Source organism: Stappia sp. TSB10P1A (assembly GCF_900185725.1).
Taxonomy (GTDB): Bacteria; Pseudomonadota; Alphaproteobacteria; order Rhizobiales; family Stappiaceae; genus Stappia.
This window is the reverse complement of sequence record NZ_FYAU01000018.1, coordinates 209,179-233,546: the sequence shown is the minus strand read 5'-3', so window position 1 is coordinate 233,546 and position 24,368 is coordinate 209,179. Positions and strand designations below refer to the sequence as shown.

Genomic DNA, 24,368 nt, shown 5'->3' with positions numbered 1-24,368 from the left:
GGGGCCAGGCCTGTCGGGGGTAACGGATCTCGGGAGGACGGAAGGTAAGGAGGACAGGTCCGGGCTCAGCCCTGGCCGATCTCCACCGGCAGCTTCATCTTGCGGGCCATGGCGATGAACTCGCCGCGCGCCGTCTCCAGCGTCAGCGCCGCATAGCGGCGCACCGACTCGGTCGAGCTTGCCGACGACATCCGCATCTTCTTGGCGCGCATCCGCACGACCTTGCCATAGGCCTCGTCGGAGACACCGGCGATGCGGGCCAGCACCAACAGCGGATGCTCGTCCTCGCGCGACAGCAGCGGCACCACGACGTTTTCCGGCCAGCCGACCCGGCCGGCCAGCACCTTGCCGAGGTCGAAGGCGCGGTCCTTGTCGGCGAAGGCGACGACCGCCTGGTCGACGGGCACGGTGCCGGCGATCGCGCCCTCGATCAGTTGCTCGACCTTCGACTTGGCGCCGCCGATCTCGCGCAGGCGGATCTCGATCTCGCGCGCGGAATGCTCGGCCATCGCCTTGGTCAGCACCGGATTGGCGTTCTCCTCGCGCAATTGCTGGGCGAGGTCGCGCGACAGCATCGGCACCAGCTTCGCCGCGATCGGCTCCGGCAGATCCGGCCGGTGCGCCAGCGCCGTCTGCAGACCGGCATCCTTGCGGGCGCGGGCGACCAGCAGCTCGAACGACCCCGTGTCGATCCTGGCGGTCTCGTTGCCGAGCAGCGCGCAGAGCACGTCGCTGTCGCCCTTCTGGGCGAGCACCCGGCTCAGCACCGGCTTGATTCCCTGCCTCTCGCACAGCACCGCCAGATGCCGCGTCGGCAGCCCCTCTCCGGCGACCTCGGCCAGGTCCTCGTCGTTGAGCAGCCCGCCGTCCTCCAGCACCGGCCGGGCGACGGCCAGTTCGCTGTCTTTCGCCAGCGCCTTCAACAGATCGCGCGGCGCCTCCGTCTCGGCGCGCATGCGCGAGGCCATCTGCTTGCGGACCGGGATGTCGAGCCGGTCGAGCACGCGCAGCACCACATCGCCGAACACCGGACTGACCCGGCTACGCTCCTGGCTCTCCGCCCTGAGGAACAGCTCGGTCAGCGCCGAGATGAGTTCGCCGATGCTCTCCGGCGACCCCTGACGCGCCAGTTCCGTCAGATCCGCAGTTTTCATCCCAAGTCCTTCCAAATCTTTCACGCCAGAGCATAGACCGATCCAGTTTCTCTCCAGTTAACCCAGGGTCGAACTCTGTAACTTCCGGTAGGGAATTGTTAGCTAAGGGCTTTTCGGGAGAGGAGCGGAGGCGGCGAGGCGATTTTCGCGATGCTGCAGTGCAGCATGGATTGTCTGGCGGTGCCGCGCAACCGGCCCCCTGTTCCGCCTGCCCCGCGCAAATGACCGGAGACGCACCCGGCGAAACCGCGGCTCGCGCTCGCCATTCCTGACGAGGCCAACGCCGCGCCCATGTGACTGCGACGCAACGCAGCATCTTTTTCGCTTTGCCGGCTGGCCCCGGTAACTTATCCTTCACCCATCGAGAGACTGCGGGAGGCCACAACATGACACTTGTCCGCAACATCAATCTCTTGGCCGTGTGTGCGGCATTCGCCTTCGTCGGTGCCATCGTCATCGGCGTGTTCTGAGGCCGAGAGGCCCAGGCAGGGGCATGCAGGTCGAGGTTCGTGCCCTCCTCTGAGGGAGGGACGCAGGAGACATGCACTTTCCGGATTTGTAGAGCCGCGTATCAATTTTTGGCGATTTCGGAACGGAATTTTGCAAAATTCGTCGCAAAATTCGCGCGCCCCCAACAAGCAATCCTGAGAGGCCGGATGCCGGGGACAACCGGCATCCCCTCGATTCTCGGCTTTTGTCGAGGATCCACCAGTTTCGGCGCCCGGGCCTTGCCCCGGGCGTTTGCATGTGGGGTGCGCGCCGGCGGCCCCGCTTTGCCCGAAGCTCCTGCTTTTGCGCGAAAATCTCCGGTCTCCCGGTGTCTTGCGGAAAGGTTCTGTAAGTTTGCCCCGCTACAGTGGCGACTGGGTTGATGGCAAGCGCGCGGCACGGCAGCCGTGCCGCGGCGTTTGCGGGCAACGGGGGACAGAGTGCATGAGCAAGGTGTCGCGACGGGTCGCAGGCGGCCACTGGACCGGAATTTTTGCGAGCGCGGTTGCAATCGCCGCAAGCGCGGGAACCGCAGCCGCCCAGGGCGCAACGGCCATGGAGATGGCTGCCGATAAACCCTTGGTTCGACTTGGACTTGAGCTGCGAGCGGCGCTTGCCGAGACGCTCGGCGCGGCCGCCGCGATGCCTTCGATGATCTCCGCTGCCATTGCCGGCCGCGCCGGGGATAACCCCGACTGGCTGCTGGCGACGCTCGGCGTGCTCGCCGCCTCGCTCATTGTCGGCGGCTTCGCTCTTGCTGCCTGCGAGCGCTGGTTGTTCGCCCGGCTGCTGCCGGCCCGCCCGCCCGAGGCGACGCGCGCGGCCCGCATCAGCCGCCTGATCGCCCGCGCCATCCTGATGGCGATCGCCGTCGCCGCCTTCTATACCGCCGCCCTGGCCGCCGCCTTCCTCCTGGCCTCGCATCACGCGGCGGGCCGGGTCACCCTGCTCATCGGCCTGCAAAGCTTTGGAATCCTTCTGCTTCTTCGCATCGTCCTGACCGCTGTCCTGTCGCCCGGCAACGCCGGCATACGGATGCTGGACCTCGACGAGGCCAGCGCCGTCAGCCTCTATCGCTGGCTGCTGGCGACCGGCGCGGTCGCCGCCGTCACCGTTGCGCTGCACGAATGGCTGGATGCGATGGACCTCGATCCGGGCGGCCACCGGCTGCTGGCGATTCTCTCGGTCGGCGTCACCTGCCTGATGCTGTCGGGGGTGGCGGTGGCCCATCGCGGCGCCCTCGGCCGCCTCGTTGCCGGCCCCGACGCAGACGGGGACAACGGCTACCGCCGGATGGTCCAGCGCCTCTGGCTTCCCCTGCTTCTCCTCTATTTCGCTGTTGCCTTCGTCGTCTCCACCGGCCGGCTTTTGCTGGAGCGCGAGGCCGCCATCGGCCTCGTCGCCGCGCCGGTTCTGGCCGGCCTGATCTGGGCCGCCGCCTATGGCGCGCTGGTGCTGGTCATCGACCGGCTGCTGCTGCCGCGCCTCGACAGTTCCAGCCGCCAGACGCGGCGCAGCGAGGATTTGGCAAGGGCGGAGGAAGCGGCCGGCGAACTGCCGGACCGCGAGGCGGTGCAGGCGCAGGCCGCCGCCGAGGCGGTGGAGGCCGAGGGTAGGCGTTCGCCCTATCGCAACCTGCTCGACCATGGGGCGACGATCCTGTCGGCCGTGATAGCTCTCGGATACGTGCTGTCGCGCTGGGGGATAGATCCCCGCGACAAGAGTTCCCTCGTCGGCAACCTCTTCGAAATCGGCGTCGTCATCTTCCTCGCCTATATGAGCTACCGGGCGGTGGAACTGACCATCGACCGCCAGCTTCACCGCGAACGCGGCCAGCCGGGCGAGCGCAGCGACGAGATCGAGATCGGCGGTCCCGGCCAGAGCCGGCTGTCGACCCTGCTGCCGATTTTCCGCCATTTCCTGCTGATCACCATCGTCGTGATCGGCGGCATGATCGTGCTGTCGCATCTCGGCATCGACATCGCCCCGCTCTTCGCCGGCGCCGGCGTCGTCGGCCTTGCCGTCGGCTTCGGCTCGCAGGCGCTGATCCGCGACATCTTCTCCGGCGCCTTCTTCCTGATCGACGACGCCTTCCGCAAGGGCGAGTATATCGACCTCGGCAGCGTCAAGGGCACGGTCGAGAAGATCTCGATCCGCTCCATGCAACTGCGCCACCACAACGGACCGCTGAACACCGTGCCCTTCGGGGAAATCAAGCACGTGAAGAACTTCTCCCGCGACTGGGCGGTGATGAAGCTGGCCTTCCGCGTCACCTACGAAACGGACGTGGAAAAGATGCGCAAGCTGATCAAGAAGTTCGGCGAAAGCCTGATGCAGCATCCCGACTACGGACCGAAATTCCTGCAGCCGGTGAAGTCGCAGGGCGTCACGGCGCTGGAGGATTCGGCAATGATCGTACGCGTCAAGTTCATGACCCGCCCCGGCGACCAGTTCGAGCTGCGCAAGGTGGTCTATTCGGGCATCCGCGACCTGTGCGAGGCCAACGGCATCCACTTCGCCCACCGCGAAGTGACCGTCCGCGTTGCCCAGGACCCGTCCGATCCGCGCCACTTCACGGACGCCGAAAAACAGGCGATCGCCGGCGCCGTCCGCCCGTTGCTGGAGCAGGCTCCGGTCAAGGACCCGCTGGTGGAGGCGGCCGAGTCCCGCTGAAAACCAAGCTTCCTCGGGTTTGAGCGGTTCCCTCGGGCGGCCAGCCAGTCTGCGATCACCTCCGCGTAGCGCCGGGGATAACCTGAGGGCGCGGCCCGCGCGCGGGCGCCACCTGCCACGTGGAAGGCGGCAGGGAGGTCGATCCGCCCTTGCATCTCGATCGATTTAGGCATAAAGATATCTTTATATCTTCCTGCGATGCTGAAATTCGAGCAGGCCTGCTTCCGAGGATGCGCATGACCACCAACGCGAACACCGCCGCGCTCCCTGCCGCTGCCGCCCCCGCAGCCGGCGAGCCGCTGCTCAGCGCCGAGCAATTGCTGGCCGGCCTGCGCACGGTCGGCGAGGACACGCGGCTGCGCCTTCTGGCCCTGCTGGCCGATGGCGAGCTGACCGTCAAGGACGCAACCGTCATCCTCGGCCAGAGCCAGCCGCGAATCTCTCGTCATCTCAAGCTCTTGACCGAGGCCGGCCTCGTCCAGCGCTTCCCGGAAGGGGCCTGGGTGTTCTACCGGCTCGGCGACGGCCCGATGGGCGATCTCGCCCGCCTGCTGCTGTCCCGCCTTGATCCGCAGGACGCGGTGCTGGCCGGCGACCGGGTGCGCCTTGCCGCCACCCGCCGCGCCAAGGCCGAGGCCGCAGCCGCCTTCTTCGCCTCGCGCGCCAAGACCTGGGACCAGGAGCGCTCGCTGCATGTGCCGGAAGCGGCCGTCGAGCAGGCCCTGCGCGAGATGGTCGGCGAGCGGCCGTTCCGCTCGTTGCTGGACCTTGGCACCGGCACCGGCAGCCTGATCTCGCTCTTTGCCGGCCAGTATGAGCAGGCACTCGGCCTCGACGCCAGCCACGACATGCTGACCGTCGCCCGCGCCAATCTCGCCCGCCAGGGCCTGCGCAACGTGCAGGTCCGCCAGGGCGACATCTACGCGCTCAACATTCCGGCCGAAAGCCACGACCTGATCACCCTGCATCAGGTGCTGCATTTCCTCGACGATCCGGGCCGGGCGATCGAGGAGGCGGCGCGGGTGCTCAGGCCCGGCGGCCGGCTGCTGATCGTCGACTTCGCCCCGCACGCGCTGGAGTTCCTGCGCGACGAGCACGCCCATCGCCGCCTCGGCTTCTCGCGCGAGCAGATGGGGCGCTGGCTGCACGCCGCCGGCCTGGAAGTCACCGAGATCCGCGACCTCAACCCGGAAGCGGGCGAGGCCGACCGACTCACCGTCACCATCTGGCTCGCCCGCGATCCGCGCATCATTTCCGATTTCCCAGAACTTAGCCTGACCCAGGAGGTCGCCTGACATGTCATCGCCCGAGAGATTCCGCCGCTTCGAGCTGGACCAGGGAACCGGCGTTTCCGTCTCCTTCGAGTTCTTTCCGCCGAAGAGCGACAAGATGGAAGCCTCGCTCTGGTCGGCCGTCCAGCGGCTTGAGCCGCTCGGCCCCTCCTTCGTCTCGGTGACCTATGGCGCCGGCGGCTCGACCCGCGAGCGCACCCATCGCACCGTCGAGCGGATGGTCAAGGAGACCCGCCTGGCGCCGGCCGCGCATCTGACCTGTGTCGGCTCCTCGCGCGCCGAGGTCGACGAGATCGTGCGCGGCTACCACGAGATCGGCGTGCGCCACATCGTGGCCCTGCGCGGCGATCCGCAGGAAGGGCTGGGCGCCATCTACCAGCCGCACCCGCAGGGCTATGCCTATGCTTCCGACCTGGTGGCCGGCATCCGCCGCGTCTCCGACGATTTCGAGGTGTCCGTCTCCGCCTATCCGGAGCGCCACCCCGAGAGCCCCGACTGGGCGGCGGAGATCGACAACCTGAAGCGCAAGGTGGACGCCGGCGCGACCCGGGCGATCACCCAGTACTTCTTCAACAACGACCTGTTCGAGACCTTCCTGGAGAAGGTCCGCGCGGCCGGCATCGCCATCCCGATCGTTCCGGGCATCCTGCCGATCGTCAATTTCGAGACCACCATGGTGTTCTCGGCAAAATGCGGCACCTCGATCCCGCACTGGCTGGCGCGGCGCTTCGCCGGGCTCGACCAGGACGCGGAGACGCGCAAGCTGGTCGCCTCGGCGGTGGCCAGCGAGCAGGTGCTGGACCTCGTCGACCGCGGCGTCACCGACTTCCACTTCTACACCATGAACCGCGCGGACCTCACTCTCGCGATCTGCCACATGCTGGGCCTGCGCCCGGCCTCTCTGGAACAGCAGGCGGCCTGAGACCGATCATGCAAGACAAGACCAAGACAGTGGCGTCGGCCCTTGCCGCCGCCGCCCGCGACCGCATCCTGATCCTCGACGGCGCCATGGGCACGATGATCCAGGCCTTGAGGCTGGACGAGGCCGGCTATCGCGGCGAGCGGTTCAAGGACTGGCCGCAGGACGTGAAGGGCAACAACGACCTGCTCAGCCTGACGCAGGGCCCGGCGATCCGCGACATCCACATCGCCTATCTGGAGGCCGGTGCCGACATCGTCGAGACCAACACCTTCTCCTCCACCACCATCGCGCAAGCCGACTACGCCATGGAGGAGCTGGCCTATGAGCTCAACCTCGTCGGCGCAAAGCTCGCCCGCGAGGCCTGCGATATTGTCACGGCCCGCGATCCCTCGCGCCCGCGCTTCGTCGCCGGCGCGCTCGGCCCGACCAACCGCACCCTCTCCATCTCGCCGGACGTCAACAATCCGGGCTATCGCGCCGTCAGCTTCGACGAGATGAGGGAGGCCTATGCGCAGGCCGTGCGCGGCCTGATCGACGGCGGCTCGGACATCCTGCTGGTCGAGACCATCTTCGACACGCTGAACGCCAAGGCCGCCCTCTTCGCCATCGACGAGGTGCTGGAGGAAAAGGGCGTCAGCCTGCCGGTGATGATCTCCGGCACGATCACCGACCTGTCCGGCCGCACCCTGTCCGGCCAGACGCCGGAGGCCTTCTGGTACTCGGTGCGCCATTCCAGGCCGTTCTCCATCGGCCTCAACTGCGCGCTCGGCGCCAGGGAAATGCGCGCCCATGTGGCGGAGCTCTCGCGCGTTGCCGACACGCTGGTCTGCGCCTATCCCAATGCCGGCCTGCCGAACGAGTTCGGCGAGTATGACGAGAGCCCCGAGGCGATGGCCGAACTGGTCGGCGAATTCGCGGCGAGCGGCCTCGTCAACATCGTCGGCGGCTGCTGCGGCACCACGCCCGACCACATCCGCGCCGTTGCGCAGGCCGTTGCCGGCCATGCCCCGCGCAAGCCGGCCGAGCCGCCGCGCCGCATGCGCCTGTCGGGCCTCGAGCCCTTCGTGCTGACGCCGGAGATCAACTTCGTCAATGTCGGCGAGCGCACCAACGTCACCGGCTCGGCCCGCTTCCGCAAGCTGATCAAGGAGGGCAACCACGCCACCGCGCTGGAAGTCGCCCGCCAGCAGGTGGAGAGCGGCGCCCAGATCATCGACGTCAACATGGACGAGGGCCTGCTCGACTCCAAGGAGGCGATGGTCACCTTCCTGAACCTGATCGCCGCCGAGCCGGACATCGCCCGCGTGCCGGTGATGATCGACAGCTCCAAGTGGGAGGTGATCGAGGCCGGGCTGAAATGCGTCCAGGGCAAGCCGGTGGTGAACTCCATCTCGATGAAGGAAGGCAAGGACGCCTTCATCGCCCAGGCCAAGCTGGTGCGCCGCCACGGCGCCGCGGTCGTCGTCATGGCCTTCGACGAGCAGGGCCAGGCCGACACCCAGGCCCGCAAGACCGAGATCTGCCAGCGCTCCTACGAGATCCTGGTGAACGAGGTCGGCTTCCCGCCCGAGGACATCATCTTCGATCCGAATATCTTCGCCGTCGCCACGGGCATTTCCGAGCACGACAATTACGGCGTCGATTTCATCGAGGCGACCCGCTGGATCCGCCAGAACCTGCCGCATGCCCATGTGTCGGGCGGCGTGTCGAACCTGTCCTTCTCCTTCCGCGGCAACGAGCCCGTGCGCGAGGCGATGCACTCGGTGTTCCTGTACCACACGATCGCGGCCGGCATGGACATGGGCATCGTCAATGCCGGCCAGCTCGCCGTCTATGACGACGTCGATCCGGAGCTGCGCGAGCTCTCCGAGGACGTGGTGCTGAACCGGCGCGCCGATTCCACCGACCGGCTGCTGGAGATCGCCGAGCGCTTCCGCGGCCAGGGCGGCAAGCAGAAGGTGCAGGACCTCGCCTGGCGCGAGCGCGCCGTCGAGGACCGCCTGTCCCACGCGCTGGTCAACGGCATCACCGACTATATCGAAGAGGACGTCGAGGAGGCCCGCGCCAAGGCCGAGCGTCCGCTGCATGTCATCGAGGGGCCCTTGATGGCCGGCATGAACATCGTCGGCGACCTGTTCGGCGCCGGCAAGATGTTCCTGCCGCAGGTGGTGAAGTCGGCCCGCGTCATGAAGCAGGCGGTCGCCTATCTGATGCCCTACATGGAGCAGGAAAAGCTCGAGCAGGGCATCGAGGACATGCCGAGCGCCGGCAAGATCCTGCTCGCCACCGTCAAGGGCGACGTCCACGATATCGGCAAGAACATCGTCGGCGTCGTGCTCCAGTGCAACAATTTCGAGGTGATCGATCTCGGCGTCATGGTGCCGGCGGCGAAGATCCTCGAGACGGCGCGCAAGGAGAAGGTCGACGTGATCGGCCTGTCCGGCCTGATCACCCCGTCGCTGGACGAGATGTGCCACGTGGCGGCCGAGATGGAGCGCGAGGGCTTCGACCTGCCGCTGCTGATCGGCGGCGCGACGACCAGCCTGATCCACACGGCGGTGAAGATCCACCCGAACTATCGCCGCTCGCAGGCCGTCTATGTGACGGACGCCAGCCGCGCGGTCGGCGTGGTCTCGAAGCTTTTGAACAAGACCGAGCGCGACGGCTATGTCGAGGCCCTGCGCGCCGACTATGCCAAGGCGGCGGAGGGGCATTCGCGCTCGCGCGGCCAGTCCCGCCGCACCAGTCTGGAGGAGGCGCGCAAGAACCGCTTCCGCCCGTCCTTCGACAGCTACCGGCCGCAGCGCCCCTCCTTCCTCGGCATCCGCCCGATCGAGGTGCCGCTGGAGGACTTGGTAGAGGTGATCGACTGGACGCCGTTCTTCTCCACCTGGGAGATCAAGGGCAGCTATCCGGCGGTGCTGACCGACAACCGCTACGGGCCGGCCGCCAGGGCGCTCTACGACGATGCCCGCAAGATGCTCGCCGAGATCGTCCGCGACCGCCTGCTGCAGCCGAAGGGCGTCGTCGGCTTCTGGCCGGCGGCCGCGCGCGGCGACGACATCGTGCTCTACGAGGACGAGGAGCGGACCGCCGAGCGCGCCATGCTGCACACGCTGCGCCAGCAGATGGCCCGCGCCGAAGGCACCCGCGCCAATCTGGCGATGGCCGACTTCGTCGCCGACGAGGCGAGCGGCATCGCCGACTGGGTCGGCGGCTTCGCGGTGACCTCCGGTCATGGCGAGGAGGAGTTCGTCGCCCGCTACGTCAAGGCCGGCGACGACTACAACAAGATCCTCGCCCAGGCCCTGTGCGACCGGCTCGCCGAAGCCTTCGCGGAGAAGCTGCACCAGATCGTGCGCACCTCGCTATGGGGCTATGCCCCGCAGGAGGAGGCCGGCGTCGAAGACCTGATCGCGGAGAGATACCAGGGCATCCGCCCGGCGCCGGGCTATCCGGCCCAGCCGGACCACACCGAGAAGGGCACGCTGTTCGACCTGCTTGACGCGACGCGAACCGCCGGGATCGAGCTGACGGAGAGCTATGCCATGTGGCCGGGGTCGTCGGTGTCGGGCCTCTATTTCGCCCATCCCGACAGCCACTATTTCGGCGTCGGGCGCATCGAGCGCGACCAGGTCGAGGACTATGCCTCCCGCAAGGGCTGGGACCTTGCCACCGCCGAGCGCTGGCTTGCCCCGATCCTCAACTACGATCCGCTGAAGCTGGAGGCGGCGGAGTAATCCGCAGCCTTGCAGCACATGCTGTGAAATGACAGCGGGCGGGACCCTGTTCCCGCCCGTTTTCCGTCTTGTCAGGTCTTCGCGCTCGCCGGTCAGGCGACCCGGCCGTGCCACTGGCTCAGCAGCAGGCGCGCCGAGTGCGGCTTGATCTCCCGATAGCGGACCAGGATGCGCGCGCGGTCCTGCGCCCGCAGGCGGTAGCGCCACGGGCCGACGGTCAGCAGCTTCTCGACGGTGGACGGCGCAAGATCGGAGGCCTTGGCGACGATCAGGAACGGATCGGTGTCCGTGCGCATCATCCAGTGCTTGGCCTCTTCGATGCCGATGTCGCCGATGATCGCGAAGGTCGCGACCGCCTCGGGAAACCGGTCTTCCTCGGCAAAGCGCAGCAGCGTCGCCTCGTCGAGGCCGGGGCCGCGGGCCAGCGCATAGACCCGGCCGATCGCCGTCTCGAAATCGTAGCGGCCGAGCCAGAACTCGTTGGAGAGCTTCTGCGCGGCGACACGGGCGGCACGCGGGACCTCGCCGCCCTCGGACGTGCCGGCGTCGAACAGGCGTGCGCGCACCCGTTCGCTTGCCAGCGCCGCCAGTGTCGACACCGCCTGTTCGTCGAGATCGTCGCGATCGGCAAGCGCCATCTGCAGGTCCTCGTCGAGACCCGAAGCCGTGATCAGGGCAAGCGCGCCGGCGCTCGACAGGCTGGCGCCGTCATTGCGCGCCACCGTGCGGCGGACGACCAGATTGCCGGTCTCGACCAGCACGTCGGTGACCATTTCCGACAGGATCTCGCGCGCCGCGATCGCCAGCTTGTGGTCATCGCCGCGGGTCATGACGATCTCCACCAGATCGCTGTCGCGCAGCACCGTGGACTTCTCCAGCACCGGGCGGGCGACGGCGATCTCGTCGCCGGCAAGCCGGCGAATGGTCTCCTCCGGCGCCCGCCGCAGCGAGGCGAGGCGACCGGCGATGAAGGCGCGGGCCTGCGTCTCCACCATGTCGGAGAGCCGCACCAGCACCGAATCGTAGACTTCGATCTGCTCGTCCGAACATTTCTCGGAGGTCAGCGAGAACAGCGTCGCGACATTGCACGCAAGTTCGTTGCGCCGCGCCATATTCGGCTCGTTCGCAAGGGCCTCGAAGTTTACGAGCTCGGTATTTGGCATGTTCGACATTGCGATTTCCCCGACCAAGAGACCTGATCCGGCACGGGTAGCACGATTCGAATAAACAAAAGGTCGCCGAGATCCTTTAATTACTTATGTTGTTTTGAGATTGATTTGGATAAAATTTGAATATAATGAAACGCCCCGGAAAGAGCGGAGGGGCTTGACGGAAATACGTGAGCCGCGAAGCAAAAGACGACGAGGCCGCGCTGCGGCCTCGTCTGGTTCCGTCGATGGGGTGTTTGCAAGAGGGGCCGGCCAAGAAGAGGGTCGCCAAGAGGAGCCGCGGCATCGCGTTCGCCATTGGCGGCCCGCTCCGGCATGTGCCCCCCGGACCGTTGCGGCGGGGCGGCACATGCCGGCGGCGGATCGTCAGGCGGCGCGCACCTTGTGCAGGAAGTTGTCGACCTGCCCTTTCAGCCGTTCGGACTGCTGCGACACTTCGCCCGAGGCCGACAGGACCTGCGCGGCGGCGGCGCCGGTGTCCTCGGCGGCCTGGCTGACCCCGCCGATGTTGCTGGACACTTCCGTGGTGCCGGTGGCGACCTGCTGGATGTTGCGCGCGATCTCCTGGGTGGCGGAACTCTGCTCCTCCACCGCCGAGGCGATCACCGAGCCGATCTCGTTGATCCGGTCGATCACCTTGGAGACGCTGCCGATCGAGGTCACCGCCGTGTTCGTCTCCGCCTGCATGTGGGAGATCTGATCGGCGATCTGCGACGTCGCCCGCGCGGTCTGCTCGGCCAGTTGCTTCACCTCGGAGGCGACCACCGCGAACCCGCGTCCCGCATCGCCCGCCCGCGCCGCCTCGATCGTGGCGTTGAGGGCGAGCAGGTTGGTCTGGTCGGCAATGTCGTTGATCAGGCCGACGACCTCGCCGATGCTCTGGGACGCCGCGGCAAGCGACTGGATCCGATCCGAGGCGGTCTGCGCCTCGGTCACCGCCTGCAGCGAGATCTGGCTGGAGCTGCCGATCTGCTGGGCGATCTCCCGCACCGAGGCGGACAGTTCCTCGACCGCCGAGGCGACCGACTGCACGCTGGCCGCCGCTTCCTCGGACGCCGCGGAGACGGCCGTCGACTGGGCGCTGGTCTCCGCTGCGGTTGAGGCAAGGGTGTGGGCAGCGGTCTGCAGCTCGGTCGAGGTGGAGGCGAGCCCCTGGACGAAGCCGCCGACGGCCCGCTCGAACTCATCGGCGAGATTCTGCATCATCTGCCGCTTCTCGGCCTCGGCGCGCGCCTTCGCCGCCTCCTGCTCGCGCTCCAGCGCGATCTTCTCGATGGCGTTCTCCTTGAACACCTGCACCGCCCGCGCCATCTCGCCGATTTCGTCTTTGCGGCTGCGCGCCGGGATATCGCAATCGACATCGCCGCCGGCAAGGCGCGTCATGGCCCGGGTCATCGCCAGCACCGGATTGGCGATCTGACCGCCCAGCACAAGCGCCATCACCGCACCGATCAGCAGGCCGCCGATACCGGCAATCGCGACGCCGAACTCCGCCGCCAGCAGCTCGTCCGCGACCTCGGTCTCGATCTGCTGCTCGGCCGCCGCCGCCCGTTCGCGCAGCATCCTCAGATCCTTCTGCAGGATGCGGGTCTGCTCCAGCATCTCGCCATGGACCAGTTCATCGATCTTCACCTTGTCTTCCACGGCCTTGGCAAAGCTTGCGCGATAGGTGCCGAGAAGCTCGGTCATCTCCGCATGCAGTTCCCGCTCGCGCGGGGTCCGCATGGTGCCGCCGAGGCGCTCGAGTGCCTGCCGGACGGCGTCGAAGTCGCGCTGCGCCGCGTCCAGTCCCTTGCGGTCCTGGTAGCCGAGCGCGATGTTGGAATTGAGCTGCGCGCTGAGGCCGTAGCGGATCGCCGCCTCCACATGGAGCCTCGCCTCCTCGTTGCCGTCGGCCATGGCGATCTTCAGGATCTCGTCGAGATCTTCCATGAACTTCGCCGCGCTCGGCATCATGGTCTTCTCGACCTGCTGGAGATAATCCTCGGTCAGATGCCGCGTTTCCTGGAAATCCTTGGTATAGACCGAGACCGCCTGCTTGGCCTCGTCGAACAGCCCGCGCCAGCTATCGTCGACGATCTTCCTCTCCGCCTCCGCCATCAGCGCGTCGAGCTTGGCGATCTCCTGCGTTGCGACCTCCGCCAGTTCCGCCTTCGAGGAGACGGAATATTCGCGCACCGCCGCGTCGAGGCGCAGGAACTCGGCCTCCACGGCCGCCATGGCGGACGCAGCCTCGACATTGGTCTTATAGGCGCCGATGCGATCGGACGTCCCGAGGAAGGTGATAAAGCTATAGGCCGACACTCCGATCAGGATCGTCAGCACCAGGGCGAACCCGGAGAGTATCTTGTACTTCAGCCGCATGTTCGCGAAAAATCCAAGTCCCATCTCATCACCTCTCGGACGATTGCCTTAACTGCCCGCTCGCAAGACCAGAATACGGCATTCGCGAACAGATCTTTCCCCACTCACCCTGCGGAATAATGTGGTGCAGATCGCACATCCTCGTAGGAGGCGCTAGGTAATTTTCACGGGGTTGAATTAATGAAACTCTAATTCGGCAATGTAACTAGTCACATGACCAAAATTTAATCTTTTGTTTTCAACCCTTAGTGCGTAGACGCCGGAACCCTTCTTCTCCTGTCAGGTAGTCACCCGACGCAACGGAAGGCTCCCAAGCCCGGTCGATTCGACCGGTGCCGCCCGGGAGGGGCCACCGGCAAGACCACCCCGCGCCCCGCGCAAATGGTATACCTGTGCGGACCTTGGACTGAGGAGACAGCCGTGACCGACACGCGCGCAGATGAAATGATGGCACGGCCCGGCGAACAGGCCTTCGACCACGACCCGGCGCAGGGGCCGTTCGACGCCGGTCTCGTCTTCATCGGCCATGTGGAAACACCCTGGACGCGGCGCGCCGACTGCCCGCGCAACGGCCGGGGCAGCGACGCGGTCTGCCGCGTCCGGCTGAAGCCGGAATACCGCAGGGGGCTGAAGTCGGTGGCGGACTGCAGCCACCTGATCCTGCTCTACTGGATGCATCACGCGCGCCGCGACCTTGCCGTGCTCGCGCCCGGCTTCGCCAGCGAGACCCATGGCTGCTTCGCCCTGCGCGCCCCGGTGCGGCCGAACCCGGTGTCGCTGTCGGTGGTGCAGATGCTGGAGATGACCGAAGACGGTTTCCTGGTGCGCGGCCTCGACTGCCTCAACGGCACGCCGCTGATCGACATCAAGCCCTATTTCGCGACGACCGACAGCGTACCGGAGGCGCGGGTAGGCTGGCGCGAGCGCCTGAAAGACGCAGAGGCGGTCAGCCCACCGGGCGACGCCTGAACGACAGCGCCCGCATCCGCACCCACTCCCCTGCCCCGCGGACCAGGCGGGCGGCCGGCCGCTCCACCCCCACGGTCAGCAGCAGCGATACCAGCGCGACCCCGGCAAGGATCACCGCCGCCGAGCCGGCAAGGCCGATGACCGGCACCAGCAGGAAGAAGCCGGCATAGCCGACATGCTGGTGCAGCAGATAGAAGGGATAGGTGGCCCGCCCGGCAACGGTGACCGGACCGGCAGGCAGCCAGGGCGCCTGCAGCCGCGTTGCCAGCGCGAGGACGACGAGCGAGACAGCAACGATGCCGCCGACGGCAAGCGGCGGGAACGGCTCGCCCCGGTAGACCTCGACCAGCCCGCCGGCGAACAGCACCGCGGCGGCAATGGCCTGCACAAACGCCGCAAGCAGCACCAGCCTCGCTCCCGCCTCTCCGCGCTCGCATGCCCGCAGCATCATGCCGAAGGCGAAGAAGCCGGCGAAATCGGTCAGCAGCAGACGGCGCAGGACATCGCTGCCGATCACCGCCTGGTCGAGCGTCGCGACGGCCAGCCAGACAAGGGCGACAAGCACCTGATGGCGCGACCACAGGCCCGCCAGCATCAACAGCCCCACCCAGCCGTAGAACAGGATCTCGGCGACGATGGACCAATAGGCCCCGTCCATGAAGGGCTGGCCGAGAAGCGGCGCCAGCATGGTCAGGTTGGCGAGGTATTGCGGCAGCGACAGGGGAAAGCCGAGCGCCGGCACCGCAAGGGTGACGAGCGCGGTCAGCGTCATCGCCACCCCATAGACCGGCCACAGCCGCGCGACCCGCGCCACCGCGAAGGTGAAGGGGTCGCGCCCCTCCGTCGAGATCGAGATGACATAGCCGGAAATCGCGAAGAAGACCGAGACGCCGAGATAGCCGAACCGCGCCCAGTCTCCCGGATCACCGGACCCGGCGGCCGGCCCCGCCTCGCCGGTGACCTGCATGCGAAAGCCGTAATGGAACCAGGCGACCGCCGCGACGGCCACCACCCGCATCACGTCGAGACCCGGCCGCCGCGCAGCAGCGCTCATTGCATCCACTCCCCTCGCCTCGGCCCGGAGTATCGCCTTTTCCGGTTAAGGGAGTTGAAATTCCACGGCCCCCTTGATCAGCGTCAATCGCATTGAAGGCCGGCGCCGATAAGCTTATCCAATGACGATGATCACGCTTCGCCAGTTGCGCTATTTCGATGCGCTCGCCCGTCACCTGCATTTCGGCCGAGCCTCGGAGGCCGTCGCCGTGTCGCAACCGGCGTTGTCGATGCAGATCCGCGAGTTGGAGGCGATCCTCGGCGTTGCGCTGGTCGAGCGGCGACCGGCCGGCATCCGCCTGACCGCCGAGGGACAGGAGATTGCCCGCCGTGCCCGGCGCATCCTGTCCGAGGCCCGCGATCTTCTCGACTATGGCCGCCATGCCGGCGAGGTGCTGAGCGGGCCGCTTCGGCTCGGCATCATTCCCTCCATCGCCCCCTATCTGCTGCCGCGCATCCTCCCCGCCCTGACCCGCGCACACCCGCAGGCCGAGTTGCAGCTCCGCGAGACCCTCACCCAGGCGCTGGTCGGCGAATTGCAGCAGGGCGAGTTGGACGTGATCCTCGCCGCTCTGCCGGTCGCGGGGGCGGATCTGGAGACGCATGCGCTGTTCCAGGACCGGTTCCTGCTCGCCGTGCAGTCGCGGCCCGATCTGGACGAGCGCCGCCGCGTCGACCCGCGCGACGTCGACGGCGCATCGCTGCTGCTGCTGGAGGAAGGCCACTGCCTGCGCGACCAGGCCTTGAACTATTGCGAGGGGTTGCGGCCGGCGGCGCGCACCGGCTTCGGCGCCACCAGCCTGTCGACGGTGATGCAGATGGTTGCCGCCGGCTACGGGGTGACCTTGCTGCCGGAACTGTGCGCCTCGGTGGAGGTGCGCGACGAGCGGGTGGCGCTGCTGCGCTTCCAGGATCCGCAGCCGCAGCGCACCGTCGGCCTGGTCTGGCGGCGCTCCTCGCCGCGCAAGCGTGATTTCGAGGCGCTCGGCGCCTGCATCCTGGCCGCCCTCGGCCCCGCCGGACAGCCGCTGCCGTCGCCCGTGGCCGAAATCTTCGCGCCGGGATCGCATGCCGATGCCTGACCGGTCGGTGCGCGGCGACGGGACGGCGGTTGCCGATGGAGTGCGGCTGGTGCTCGATCTGCTGGACGGCCAGCACCGCGCCGGCTTCCTCATCGATCCCGCATCGACTGTCTGTGCCTGCAACCGGACCGCGGAGGGACTGGCCCGCAGCGCCCCCGGCCTGCTCGCCGGGTCCGACAAGACCTGCGCCGAGGCCGGCGCACCGCGTCTCGAATTCGCCGACCCGGCCATGCAGCGCGGCCTTGTGCGCGCCCTCGCCGAGCTTGCCCGCGGTGCCGGGCCGCAGGCCTTCGCCGCCTCCACGGCGCAGGCGGACGAGCGCACCGGGCCGCTGCCGGGCGCGCATCCCCCGGCACTTGCCGAGGTGCGCCGGGTCGGCAGGGACATGCGGCTGCTGGTGGTGACACTGCTGGACGGGCACATTCCGGCGCTCGAGGGGCGGCTGCGGCTCGTCTTCGGCCTGACGGCGCGCGAGGCGGCGGTGGCGGCCGAACTCGTCTCCGACGCGGGCGAGGAAACCATCGCCATCCGCCTCGGCATCAGTCCCAACACGCTCAGAAGCCACCGCAAGACGATCTATGCGAAGCTCGGCGTCGGCAGCCGCGCCGGCCTCGCCGCCCTGCTCTGCCGGTTGCCATGAGACAGGCAGGCACGGAGACGGGCGGATGACAGCGGGAGCGGCAAAAGCGGGGGGAACCCGCCGCCAGAAGGAGATGCGCAAGGCCTTGCGGGCGAGCGTGCCGCGCATCCCTTTCGCCGATGCCGAGCCGGTGCTGGCCGGGGCGCTCGCCCCGCATCTGCGGCACCTGCCGCCCTCCGTCGCCGTCTGGCTTGCCCTCGTCGCCCATGTCCGCCATGCCCATAGCGACTATGACGCGCTGCTCGACGAGGGCTACGAGCGCGATGCCGCCCGCCATTTCGCGCTCCCCTCGATCAACGACACGCTGCTCGACTGGGGATCGACGCGCCAGGTTACCGGCGAAGAGGAGGAGATCGGCGAGGACTGAGGCCGAACCCTCAGCGATAGAGCCAGTGCTCGGGGATATGCGCGGTGACCGCCTCGCCGGGCCGGATGACGCCGGGCCGCTCCACATAGGCGACGAGGCCGCGGCGGCGGCGCGCCGTCTTGGGGAACAGCAGGTCGATGCCCTCGCGGTCGGGATAGTGCTCGCCGATGGAAGCTCCCGCGATCCGGCAGGGCATGTTGTCGCCGTCGACCCGCAGCACCGCACCGCCGGCGAAGACCAGGCGCGTGCGCGGCGGCACCAGCGACAGGCGCGGCAGGCCTTCCAAGAGGACATTGCCGCCGATCCACTCCGCCTCGATGCGCGGCAGGCCCATGTCGGCAGCGACCTCGGCCAGTTCCTCGGCGGACAGGATCGACACCTGCCGCTCGTTGCACATCTCGGTGCCGCGCGGATACCAGGGCTCGCGCGAGCCCGAGCGGCGGGTGTGACCGACATGACGTCCGCCGGGAATGCCCTCGAAGCCAAGCTTCAACGCCGCCGTCCAGGTGGTGCGGAAATCCTCCGGGTCCTGGTTGGCGAGCACCTTGACCGTGGTGGCGGCAAGCTTGCGAGCCGGCACGCTCTGCAACTCGTCCATGTGCTCGCGTCCGAACAGATCCGCCATCGCCCACCTTCCTGTCTCGTCCCGCGGGCGGACACCGGCGGGGACCTGAAGGAATACAACGAGTCTTTCCGGCGGGAAAGCCGCAGCCCGCCGGGCCCTCAAACCAAAACGGCGGCGCGAGTGCCGCGCCGCCGTCCGGTGTCTGTCGGCCGTGTCCGCTGCTTCAGCGCGTCAGCGGCTTGTACTTGATGCGGCGCGGATCGGCCGCATGGGCGCCGAGGCGGCGCACCTTGTCCTTCTCGTAGTCCTCGAAGTTGCCCTCGAACCACTCCACATGGCTGTCGCCCTCGAAGGCGAGCATATGGGTGGCAAGACGGTCGAGGAACATGCGGTCGTGGCTGATGACCACGGCGCAGCCGGCATAGTTCTCCAGCGCGTCCTCCAGCGCCGCCAGCGTCTCGGTGTCGAGATCGTTGGTCGGCTCGTCGAGCAGCAGCACGTTGGCGCCCTGCTTCAACACCTTGGCAAGATGCACGCGGTTGCGCTGGCCGCCGGACAGGTTGCCGACCTTCGCCTGCTGGGCCGGGCCCTTGAAGTTGAAGGACGAGCAATAGGCGCGCGAATTGATCTCCTTGCCGTCGAGATAGATGATCTCGTTGCCGCCGGAGATTTCCTCCCACACCGTCTTGTTCGGGTCGAGCGTGTCGCGCGACTGGTCGACATAGCCGAGATGCACGCTGTCGCCGATGGTGACGGTGCCCGAGTCCGGCTTTTCCTGTCCGGTCAGCAGCTTGAACAGGGTCGACTTGCCGGCGCCGTTCGGGCCGATGACGCCGACGATGCCGCCGCGCGGCAGCTTGAACGTCAGGTCCTCGATCAGCAGGCGGTCGCCGAAGCCCTTGGAGACGTTCTCCAGGTCGATGACATTGTTGCCGAGCCGCTCGCCGACCGGAATGAGGATCTGGTCGATGGTCGGCAGACGCTCCTCCTGCTTGGCGAGCAGGTCCTCATAGGCGCGGATACGCGCCTTGGACTTGGTCTGCCGGCCCTTCGGCGACATGCCCATCCACTCGCGCTCGCGGGCGATGGCGCGCGAGCGGGCCATGTCCTCGCGGCCCTCCTGCTCCATGCGCTTGGTCTTCTTCTCCAGATAGACCGAATAGTTGCCCTCGTAGGGAATGCCCTGGCCGCGGTCGAGCTCGAGGATCCAGCCCGTGACATTGTCGAGGAAGTAGCGGTCGTGGGTGATGATCAGCACCGAGCCCTTGAACTCGCGCAGGTGCCGCTCCAGCCAGTGCACCGTCTCGGCGTCCAGGTGGTTGGTCGGCTCGTCGAGCAGCAGGAGGTCCGGCTCCGACAGCAGCAACTGGCACAGCGCCACGCGCCGCCGCTCGCCGCCCGACAGGTTGTCGACCGGAGAATCGGACGGCGGACAGCGCAGGGCCTCCATCGCCATCTCGACCTTGCTCTCCAGGTTCCACAGGTCCTCGGCGTCGATGATGTCCTGGAGCTGGGCCCCCTCTTCCGCCGTCTCGTCGGAATAGTTCATCATCAGTTCGTTGTAGCGGTCGACGATCGCCTGCTTGTGGGCGACGCCCAGCATGACGTTTTCAAGGACCGTCTTGGTCGGGTCGAGCTGCGGCTCCTGCGGCAGGTAGCCGATACGTGCGCCCTCCGCCGCCCAGGCCTCGCCGGTATACTCCTTGTCGAGGCCGGCCATGATCTTGAGGAGCGTCGACTTGCCCGCGCCGTTCGGGCCGAGGATGCCGATCTTGGCGTCCGGGTAGAAGGACAGGTGGATGTTGTCGAGGACCTTCTTGCCGTTATAGGCCTTCGACAAACCATGCATGTGATAGATGAACTGGCGCGCCATAGGTGCTTGCCGCTCCATTCTGGACATGAGGGGAAACTGGCCGCTTCTTAGTCGATGGCGGCCTTCGGGGCAAGGGAAACTCCCGTGGCGCGCGCCCTCGCCGTGCCGTACCGACAGGCGCGCCGCTCCCCGCGTTTACGTCTCGTTCACCCTCTCGCCCCATGCTGGCGGCGGGCTGGGTGCTCAGAAGGATTCATGTCATGCGTATCCCGAGACCGGCCGGTCTTGCCGGCATTCTTGCTCTTTCCCTGCTTGTCGCCGCCTGCGGCTCGAACCGGTTCGAGCGCGGCGTCACGGGCGGCGCCATCGGCAGCGCGGCCGGTGCCGGCGTTCTGGCAATTGCCGGCGGACCGATCCTGGTCGGCGCGGCGGCCGGTGCCGTGGGTGGTGCCGCCATCGGCGCGCTCACCAACGAGTGCCAGATCGACCTCGGACCGCAGCGCCCGAACAACTGCTGAGGCGCCGGCAGGCGCAACCCTTGCAAACTCTTCCCGCACGCAGTTACAGCGCGGAACCGGCACGCCGAGCGGCGGGCACCGGTTCCGTGCTTGGTGCGTTGCACCGACCGTGCCTGTGGTTGATGTGGCGCTTGCCGTATCGGTAACGTCATGCATCCGCAAGCAAATGCAAAGAAAATTAATTGTAAAAAATAACAATACTGATATCTCGCCCAGTACCCTCTCACAATCAGGACATATTTTAGCCAGATACGAAAGGACAATACCGGCTGCACGGTCGAGGCGACACCGAGCAGCAACGGGACGGACAGAGATTTGCTTGTTCCGCAAAACACCCGCCAGGGCCTGTTCAGGCGCCTGAAGAAAAACATCCTTTTCCTGCATGTGCCGAAATGCGGCGGATCCTTTGTCGAGCAGACCTTCCTGCCCTGGATCCTGAAATGTCCCTCGCGCCGCCTGCGCGAGGCGCGCGGGCACCTGACCTGGTGCGAGTATGCCGGGGTGTTCACCCGCAACGGCATCGATCTCGGCGCGATGCATGTCTTCACCGTGGTTCGCAATCCCTGGGCCTGGCACGTCTCCTGGTTCCATTACCTCAAGCAGGATCTCGGTCGCGGCCGATCCGGCATGCCGACGGAAGTGGAGCTGTTCCAGGACTACGACTTCTCCGACTACCTGCGCTGGCTGGCGGACGACGACGCCCCGACCTCGCCCTCCCGCTACATCCGCAAGCAGCAGATCGACTATCTGACCGACGAAACGGGCCGGATCGCCGTCGATCGCGTCCTGCGGCAGGAATGCCTGTGCGAGGACCTGCAGCAGATGGCGAGCGACCTCGACCTCGCCGTCACCGTCTGCGACCGCCGCGCCAACGCCTCCGCCCACGGTCACTATCGCGACTATTACGACGACTTCGGCATCGACCTGATCGCCCGGCGCCACAGGGACGACATCGCGACCTTCGGCTACACGTTCTGAAGCCTCGCGCGGGGTGGCTGCGGACTTGCAATTCGCCGTCCAAGCTGCAATGGCTCAGCCGGGGTCCGTGCGGCCCCGGCCGTTCCGCACACCATCCGCGAGTTCACGATCCCCAATGGGCTTCAACCTGATCCGCTTCGTCCTCGACCCGCACTACCGGGCCGTCAAGCGCTGGAAGCTCGCCAAGGGCGACGCGCGCCTGCTGACCGATGTGCCGCTGGACGCGGGCTCGCTCGTCATCGATGCCGGCTTCTACAAGGGCGATTTTTCTGCGCGCATCTCGCAGAAAGGCTCGCCGAAGGTGCTGGCCTTCGAGCCGGCGCCCGAATTCTGCGAACGCGCCAAGCCGCTTCTCGCCGGCCTGCCGAACGTCACGCTGGACTGCGCCGGCCTGTCCGACTTCAACGGCACCGCCAAGCTCGTCTACGACAATGACGGCAGCAGCACCCAGCGACAGCAGGAGGGCGAGAGCGTCGAGGTGCACCTGCGCCGCGCCGCCGACGTGGTGCGCGCCGCCGGCCAGCCCGTCGACCTGATGAAGCTCAACATCGAGGGTGACGAGTATCCGGTGCTGGAGAACCTGATCGCGGAAGGGCTGATGGGCGAGGTGCGCCACCTCATCGTCCAGTTCCACCTGATCGACGGGACCAGCCGCGAGCGCTACGCCCAGATCGCCGAGGGCCTGTCGAAGACCCACGATCTCGCCTGGCGCTATCCGTTCGTGTGGGAGCGCTGGGACCTGCGCGAGACCGCCTCGCCGAGCAGATAGAGCCGGCGGCGGATGCCGTCGCTGAAGCGCAGCCGGCGGCCGTCGAGATGGCCGACCGTGCGCGGATGGCCGTAGGCCCCATAGAGATAGCCGCCGCCGACATAGCGGCAGAGGCCGCCTTCCAGCCCGACCGAACTCCCGTCCGGCCTCTTCAGCAGCGGCAGAACCACCTCGCGGTAGCGCGCCGTGTCGAGGATATGCGGGTTGTTCGAGCGTCCGCTGATCCGGCAGATCGGGAAATCGGCATCGCCCGCCGGCTCCACCCCGAGGTCATAGGCGGCCGGCCGGTTGCGCCGCTTGTTGAAGCGCAGGTAATCGATGCCGCGAGCGCGCATCTCTTCCAGCATCCGGTCGAGCGAATGAGGGATGCGGCTCTTCACGAAGACGAAATCATGCTCGAGCTGCATCGCATAGGCGCCCTCGCCGACCTCCAGCGACCGGGCGAAGCCGTCGAGCATGCCGTTGGTCCGCACCAGCTCGAAGGGGATGTCCGGCAACGCCTCGCGGATCGTCGCCACCCAGGGCTCGAAGCGATCCGGATTGGGGTTCGGGTCGATGAAGATCCGGGTGACGATGCGGTGCCGGCTCTCCCAGCCGAATGTGTCGAAGAACGAACGCACCGCATGCTGGGCCAGACAGTGGGACGGGTCCCGCGAGGCCACGTTGGTGAAGACGTTGAGGTTGAAGACCTCGGACTTCATGCGGACTCCATGCTTGCTTTCCCGCTGCGCCGCCCGTAAGCGTGGCGCGTCCCGATCCGTTTCGCAGCCTTATAGGTGGCCCGCAGTGTCAAAGCCAGTCCCTCGACGCTGGATGAAGCGGCTGGACGCCGTGCTGATGCCGGCCCCCTATCGGGCGCTGGCGAGCCGGCTGATGCTGCCCGCCTGGCCGCGCACCCGCCTTGCCGACGACCGCATCGCGCGCCTTGCCGAGGAGACGCAGGTCCTTCCCGGCGACGCCGGCACCGACCGGCTGGGCTGCCTGCGGCTCGAGGGTCCCTTCGATGTCGATCCGCTGTCCGGCCTTCTCTTCGACGATGCCCGCCTTGTTGCCCCCCAGCCGGGCGAGGAGCTGCTGCCCTGGCCGCCGGCGCGCCCCGACGTCACCCGGCGGCTGCGGATGAAGCCGGTGCTGCGCGAACCGCTGACCGTGCTGCATCACGGCGGCGAAGGCTCCTTCGCCGCCTTCTGCTCGGACGTGCTGCCGCGCTTCTTCGCGCTCGACCATCTCGCCCTGCCGCAAGACCTCTTGGTGGTGGTGCCCGTGTCCATGGGCATGACCGACCATGTCCAGGACGCGATCACCGACGGCGTCTTCCGCCCGCGCCCGGTGGAGCTGATGCGCACCGGCCGGGTGACCCGCGCCGACACGGTCTTCGTGGTCGAGCGCCCCCTTGCCCATTCCGGCATCCTCGCCCGCATCTCGAAAAAGCTCGCGGCCGTCTATCCCGACGACGGCGCATCGGCGGAGCCGGCCGATCTCTTCCTGTGCGAGGGCGGCAAGGCGCGGGCCGAGCGGCTGGCGGCCGGGCTGCCGGAACTGCGCGAGGCGGTGGCGAGCGGGCGTCTCGAGGTCGCCGATCCGCGCGACCTGCCCTTGCGCGCGCTGGTCGCCCGGCTGCGGCGAACGGCCGGGCTCATCGCCCCGTCCAGCGGCGAACTGTCGGCTGCCGTGCTGGCCGGCGGCGGCTTGACGCGGCTTGTCGAGATCGCCGACCCGTTCCGCCCGGCCGACCCGCGCCCGGCGATCATCGCCGCCGGGCTCGGCCTCTCGCTGGAGCGCCTCAGCGCCCGGTGATGCCGGAAAAGGCG

Annotated in this window: 19 protein-coding genes; 12 read left to right on the top strand and 7 right to left on the bottom strand. The window is 67.5% G+C overall.

From position 1 onward, the window contains the following. Positions 1 to 65 precede the first annotated feature (65 nt). Complete coding sequence (locus TSB10P1A_RS07695) at positions 66 to 1,154, bottom strand: DUF2336 domain-containing protein (RefSeq protein WP_186387317.1); 1,089 nt, start codon at positions 1,152 to 1,154, stop codon at positions 66 to 68. Between the two features lie 1,068 nt (positions 1,155 to 2,222). On the opposite strand from TSB10P1A_RS07695, the gene TSB10P1A_RS07690 reads away from it, so the two are divergent. The 4 genes from TSB10P1A_RS07690 to metH all read left to right on the top strand — a co-directional run bounded on the left by TSB10P1A_RS07690 (position 2,223) and on the right by metH (position 10,270). Continuing rightward, positions 2,223 to 4,316, top strand: a complete 2,094-nt coding sequence (locus TSB10P1A_RS07690; RefSeq protein WP_208987037.1) for a mechanosensitive ion channel family protein — start codon at positions 2,223 to 2,225, stop codon at positions 4,314 to 4,316. A 236-nt stretch (positions 4,317 to 4,552) separates the two neighbouring features. Next, positions 4,553 to 5,611 (top strand): metalloregulator ArsR/SmtB family transcription factor, encoded by a 1,059-nt coding sequence (locus TSB10P1A_RS07685; RefSeq protein WP_186387315.1) that lies wholly within the window; start codon positions 4,553 to 4,555, stop codon positions 5,609 to 5,611. A gap of 1 nt (position 5,612) precedes the next feature. Further along, positions 5,613 to 6,530: a methylenetetrahydrofolate reductase [NAD(P)H] gene (gene metF / locus TSB10P1A_RS07680; RefSeq protein WP_186387314.1), complete on the top strand. Its 918-nt coding sequence runs from the start codon at positions 5,613 to 5,615 to the stop codon at positions 6,528 to 6,530. An 8-nt stretch (positions 6,531 to 6,538) separates the two neighbouring features. Beyond that, positions 6,539 to 10,270: a methionine synthase gene (gene metH / locus TSB10P1A_RS07675; RefSeq protein WP_186387313.1), complete on the top strand. Its 3,732-nt coding sequence runs from the start codon at positions 6,539 to 6,541 to the stop codon at positions 10,268 to 10,270. Between the two features lie 92 nt (positions 10,271 to 10,362). On the opposite strand, the gene TSB10P1A_RS07670 is transcribed toward metH, so the two are convergent. Both TSB10P1A_RS07670 and TSB10P1A_RS07665 read right to left on the bottom strand, forming a co-directional pair. Beyond that, on the bottom strand, positions 10,363 to 11,442 hold the full coding sequence (locus TSB10P1A_RS07670) for a DUF2336 domain-containing protein (protein ID WP_186387312.1): 1,080 nt from the start codon (positions 11,440 to 11,442) through the stop codon (positions 10,363 to 10,365). Between the two features lie 363 nt (positions 11,443 to 11,805). Further along, positions 11,806 to 13,827: a methyl-accepting chemotaxis protein gene (locus TSB10P1A_RS07665; protein ID WP_186387311.1), complete on the bottom strand. Its 2,022-nt coding sequence runs from the start codon at positions 13,825 to 13,827 to the stop codon at positions 11,806 to 11,808. Between the two features lie 396 nt (positions 13,828 to 14,223). Here TSB10P1A_RS07665 and tsaA point away from each other — a divergent pair, with 396 nt between their 5' ends. Next, positions 14,224 to 14,772, top strand: a complete 549-nt coding sequence (gene tsaA / locus TSB10P1A_RS07660; protein WP_371515076.1) for a tRNA (N6-threonylcarbamoyladenosine(37)-N6)-methyltransferase TrmO — start codon at positions 14,224 to 14,226, stop codon at positions 14,770 to 14,772. On the opposite strand, the gene TSB10P1A_RS07655 is transcribed toward tsaA, so the two are convergent. Then, entirely contained in the window at positions 14,750 to 15,826 is a 1,077-nt protein-coding gene (locus TSB10P1A_RS07655; protein WP_186387310.1) for an acyltransferase, read from the bottom strand. The two genes, tsaA and TSB10P1A_RS07655, sit on opposite strands and share 23 nt — an antisense overlap. A gap of 121 nt (positions 15,827 to 15,947) precedes the next feature. Here TSB10P1A_RS07655 and TSB10P1A_RS07650 point away from each other — a divergent pair, with 121 nt between their 5' ends. From TSB10P1A_RS07650 to TSB10P1A_RS07640, 3 genes are read left to right on the top strand one after another with little or no spacing between them, the layout of a single operon-like run. Next, positions 15,948 to 16,907: a hydrogen peroxide-inducible genes activator gene (locus TSB10P1A_RS07650; RefSeq protein ID WP_371515075.1), complete on the top strand. Its 960-nt coding sequence runs from the start codon at positions 15,948 to 15,950 to the stop codon at positions 16,905 to 16,907. After that, a complete protein-coding gene (locus tag TSB10P1A_RS07645) occupies positions 16,900 to 17,547 on the top strand; it encodes a helix-turn-helix transcriptional regulator (protein ID WP_186387309.1) in 648 nt (215 codons plus the stop codon). The genes TSB10P1A_RS07650 and TSB10P1A_RS07645 overlap by 8 nt, the downstream gene beginning before the upstream one ends. 25 nt (positions 17,548 to 17,572) lie before the next feature. Further along, positions 17,573 to 17,914, top strand: coding sequence for a DUF2293 domain-containing protein (locus TSB10P1A_RS07640; protein WP_186387308.1), 342 nt, complete (start codon positions 17,573 to 17,575; stop codon positions 17,912 to 17,914). A 10-nt stretch (positions 17,915 to 17,924) separates the two neighbouring features. On the opposite strand, the gene TSB10P1A_RS07635 is transcribed toward TSB10P1A_RS07640, so the two are convergent. Both TSB10P1A_RS07635 and ettA read right to left on the bottom strand, forming a co-directional pair. Continuing rightward, on the bottom strand, positions 17,925 to 18,539 hold the full coding sequence (locus tag TSB10P1A_RS07635; RefSeq protein WP_186387307.1) for an MOSC domain-containing protein: 615 nt from the start codon (positions 18,537 to 18,539) through the stop codon (positions 17,925 to 17,927). 163 nt (positions 18,540 to 18,702) lie between these two features. After that, the gene (gene ettA / locus TSB10P1A_RS07630) at positions 18,703 to 20,352 is read right to left on the bottom strand and encodes an energy-dependent translational throttle protein EttA (protein ID WP_186387306.1); all 1,650 of its coding nucleotides are present in this window, start codon (positions 20,350 to 20,352) and stop codon (positions 18,703 to 18,705) included. 200 nt (positions 20,353 to 20,552) lie between these two features. Between ettA and TSB10P1A_RS07625 the strand changes: the two genes are divergently transcribed. The 3 genes from TSB10P1A_RS07625 (at position 20,553) to TSB10P1A_RS07615 (ending at position 22,557) form a co-directional block, all read left to right on the top strand. Further along, on the top strand, positions 20,553 to 20,810 hold the full coding sequence (locus tag TSB10P1A_RS07625; RefSeq protein ID WP_186387305.1) for a hypothetical protein: 258 nt from the start codon (positions 20,553 to 20,555) through the stop codon (positions 20,808 to 20,810). Between the two features lie 315 nt (positions 20,811 to 21,125). Further along, positions 21,126 to 21,788: a sulfotransferase family 2 domain-containing protein gene (locus tag TSB10P1A_RS07620; protein WP_186387304.1), complete on the top strand. Its 663-nt coding sequence runs from the start codon at positions 21,126 to 21,128 to the stop codon at positions 21,786 to 21,788. Between the two features lie 115 nt (positions 21,789 to 21,903). After that, the gene (locus TSB10P1A_RS07615) at positions 21,904 to 22,557 is read left to right on the top strand and encodes an FkbM family methyltransferase (protein ID WP_186387303.1); all 654 of its coding nucleotides are present in this window, start codon (positions 21,904 to 21,906) and stop codon (positions 22,555 to 22,557) included. On the opposite strand, the gene TSB10P1A_RS07610 is transcribed toward TSB10P1A_RS07615, so the two are convergent. Next, on the bottom strand, positions 22,500 to 23,258 hold the full coding sequence (locus tag TSB10P1A_RS07610; RefSeq protein ID WP_186387302.1) for a hypothetical protein: 759 nt from the start codon (positions 23,256 to 23,258) through the stop codon (positions 22,500 to 22,502). The genes TSB10P1A_RS07615 and TSB10P1A_RS07610 overlap by 58 nt on opposite strands. Positions 23,259 to 23,370: 112 nt before the next feature. Between TSB10P1A_RS07610 and TSB10P1A_RS07605 the strand changes: the two genes are divergently transcribed. Further along, entirely contained in the window at positions 23,371 to 24,354 is a 984-nt protein-coding gene (locus tag TSB10P1A_RS07605) for a hypothetical protein (RefSeq protein WP_186387301.1), read from the top strand. The last annotated feature ends 14 nt before the right edge of the window (positions 24,355 to 24,368 follow it).

Coding starts and splice junctions, on each gene's coding strand:
- TSB10P1A_RS07625 (WP_186387305.1), top strand. CDS start 20,553: ATGCGTATCCCGAGACCGGCCGGTCTTGCCGGCATTCTTGCTCTTTCC.
- metH (WP_186387313.1), top strand. CDS start 6,539: ATGCAAGACAAGACCAAGACAGTGGCGTCGGCCCTTGCCGCCGCCGCC.
- TSB10P1A_RS07695 (WP_186387317.1), bottom strand. CDS start 1,154: ATGAAAACTGCGGATCTGACGGAACTGGCGCGTCAGGGGTCGCCGGAG.
- TSB10P1A_RS07615 (WP_186387303.1), top strand. CDS start 21,904: ATGGGCTTCAACCTGATCCGCTTCGTCCTCGACCCGCACTACCGGGCC.
- TSB10P1A_RS07640 (WP_186387308.1), top strand. CDS start 17,573: ATGACAGCGGGAGCGGCAAAAGCGGGGGGAACCCGCCGCCAGAAGGAG.
- TSB10P1A_RS07610 (WP_186387302.1), bottom strand. CDS start 23,258: ATGAAGTCCGAGGTCTTCAACCTCAACGTCTTCACCAACGTGGCCTCG.
- ettA (WP_186387306.1), bottom strand. CDS start 20,352: ATGGCGCGCCAGTTCATCTATCACATGCATGGTTTGTCGAAGGCCTAT.
- TSB10P1A_RS07670 (WP_186387312.1), bottom strand. CDS start 11,442: ATGTCGAACATGCCAAATACCGAGCTCGTAAACTTCGAGGCCCTTGCG.
- TSB10P1A_RS07645 (WP_186387309.1), top strand. CDS start 16,900: ATGCCTGACCGGTCGGTGCGCGGCGACGGGACGGCGGTTGCCGATGGA.
- TSB10P1A_RS07635 (WP_186387307.1), bottom strand. CDS start 18,539: ATGGCGGATCTGTTCGGACGCGAGCACATGGACGAGTTGCAGAGCGTG.
- TSB10P1A_RS07655 (WP_186387310.1), bottom strand. CDS start 15,826: ATGAGCGCTGCTGCGCGGCGGCCGGGTCTCGACGTGATGCGGGTGGTG.
- metF (WP_186387314.1), top strand. CDS start 5,613: ATGTCATCGCCCGAGAGATTCCGCCGCTTCGAGCTGGACCAGGGAACC.
- TSB10P1A_RS07665 (WP_186387311.1), bottom strand. CDS start 13,827: ATGGGACTTGGATTTTTCGCGAACATGCGGCTGAAGTACAAGATACTC.
- TSB10P1A_RS07685 (WP_186387315.1), top strand. CDS start 4,553: ATGACCACCAACGCGAACACCGCCGCGCTCCCTGCCGCTGCCGCCCCC.
- TSB10P1A_RS07605 (WP_186387301.1), top strand. CDS start 23,371: ATGAAGCGGCTGGACGCCGTGCTGATGCCGGCCCCCTATCGGGCGCTG.
- TSB10P1A_RS07650 (WP_371515075.1), top strand. CDS start 15,948: ATGACGATGATCACGCTTCGCCAGTTGCGCTATTTCGATGCGCTCGCC.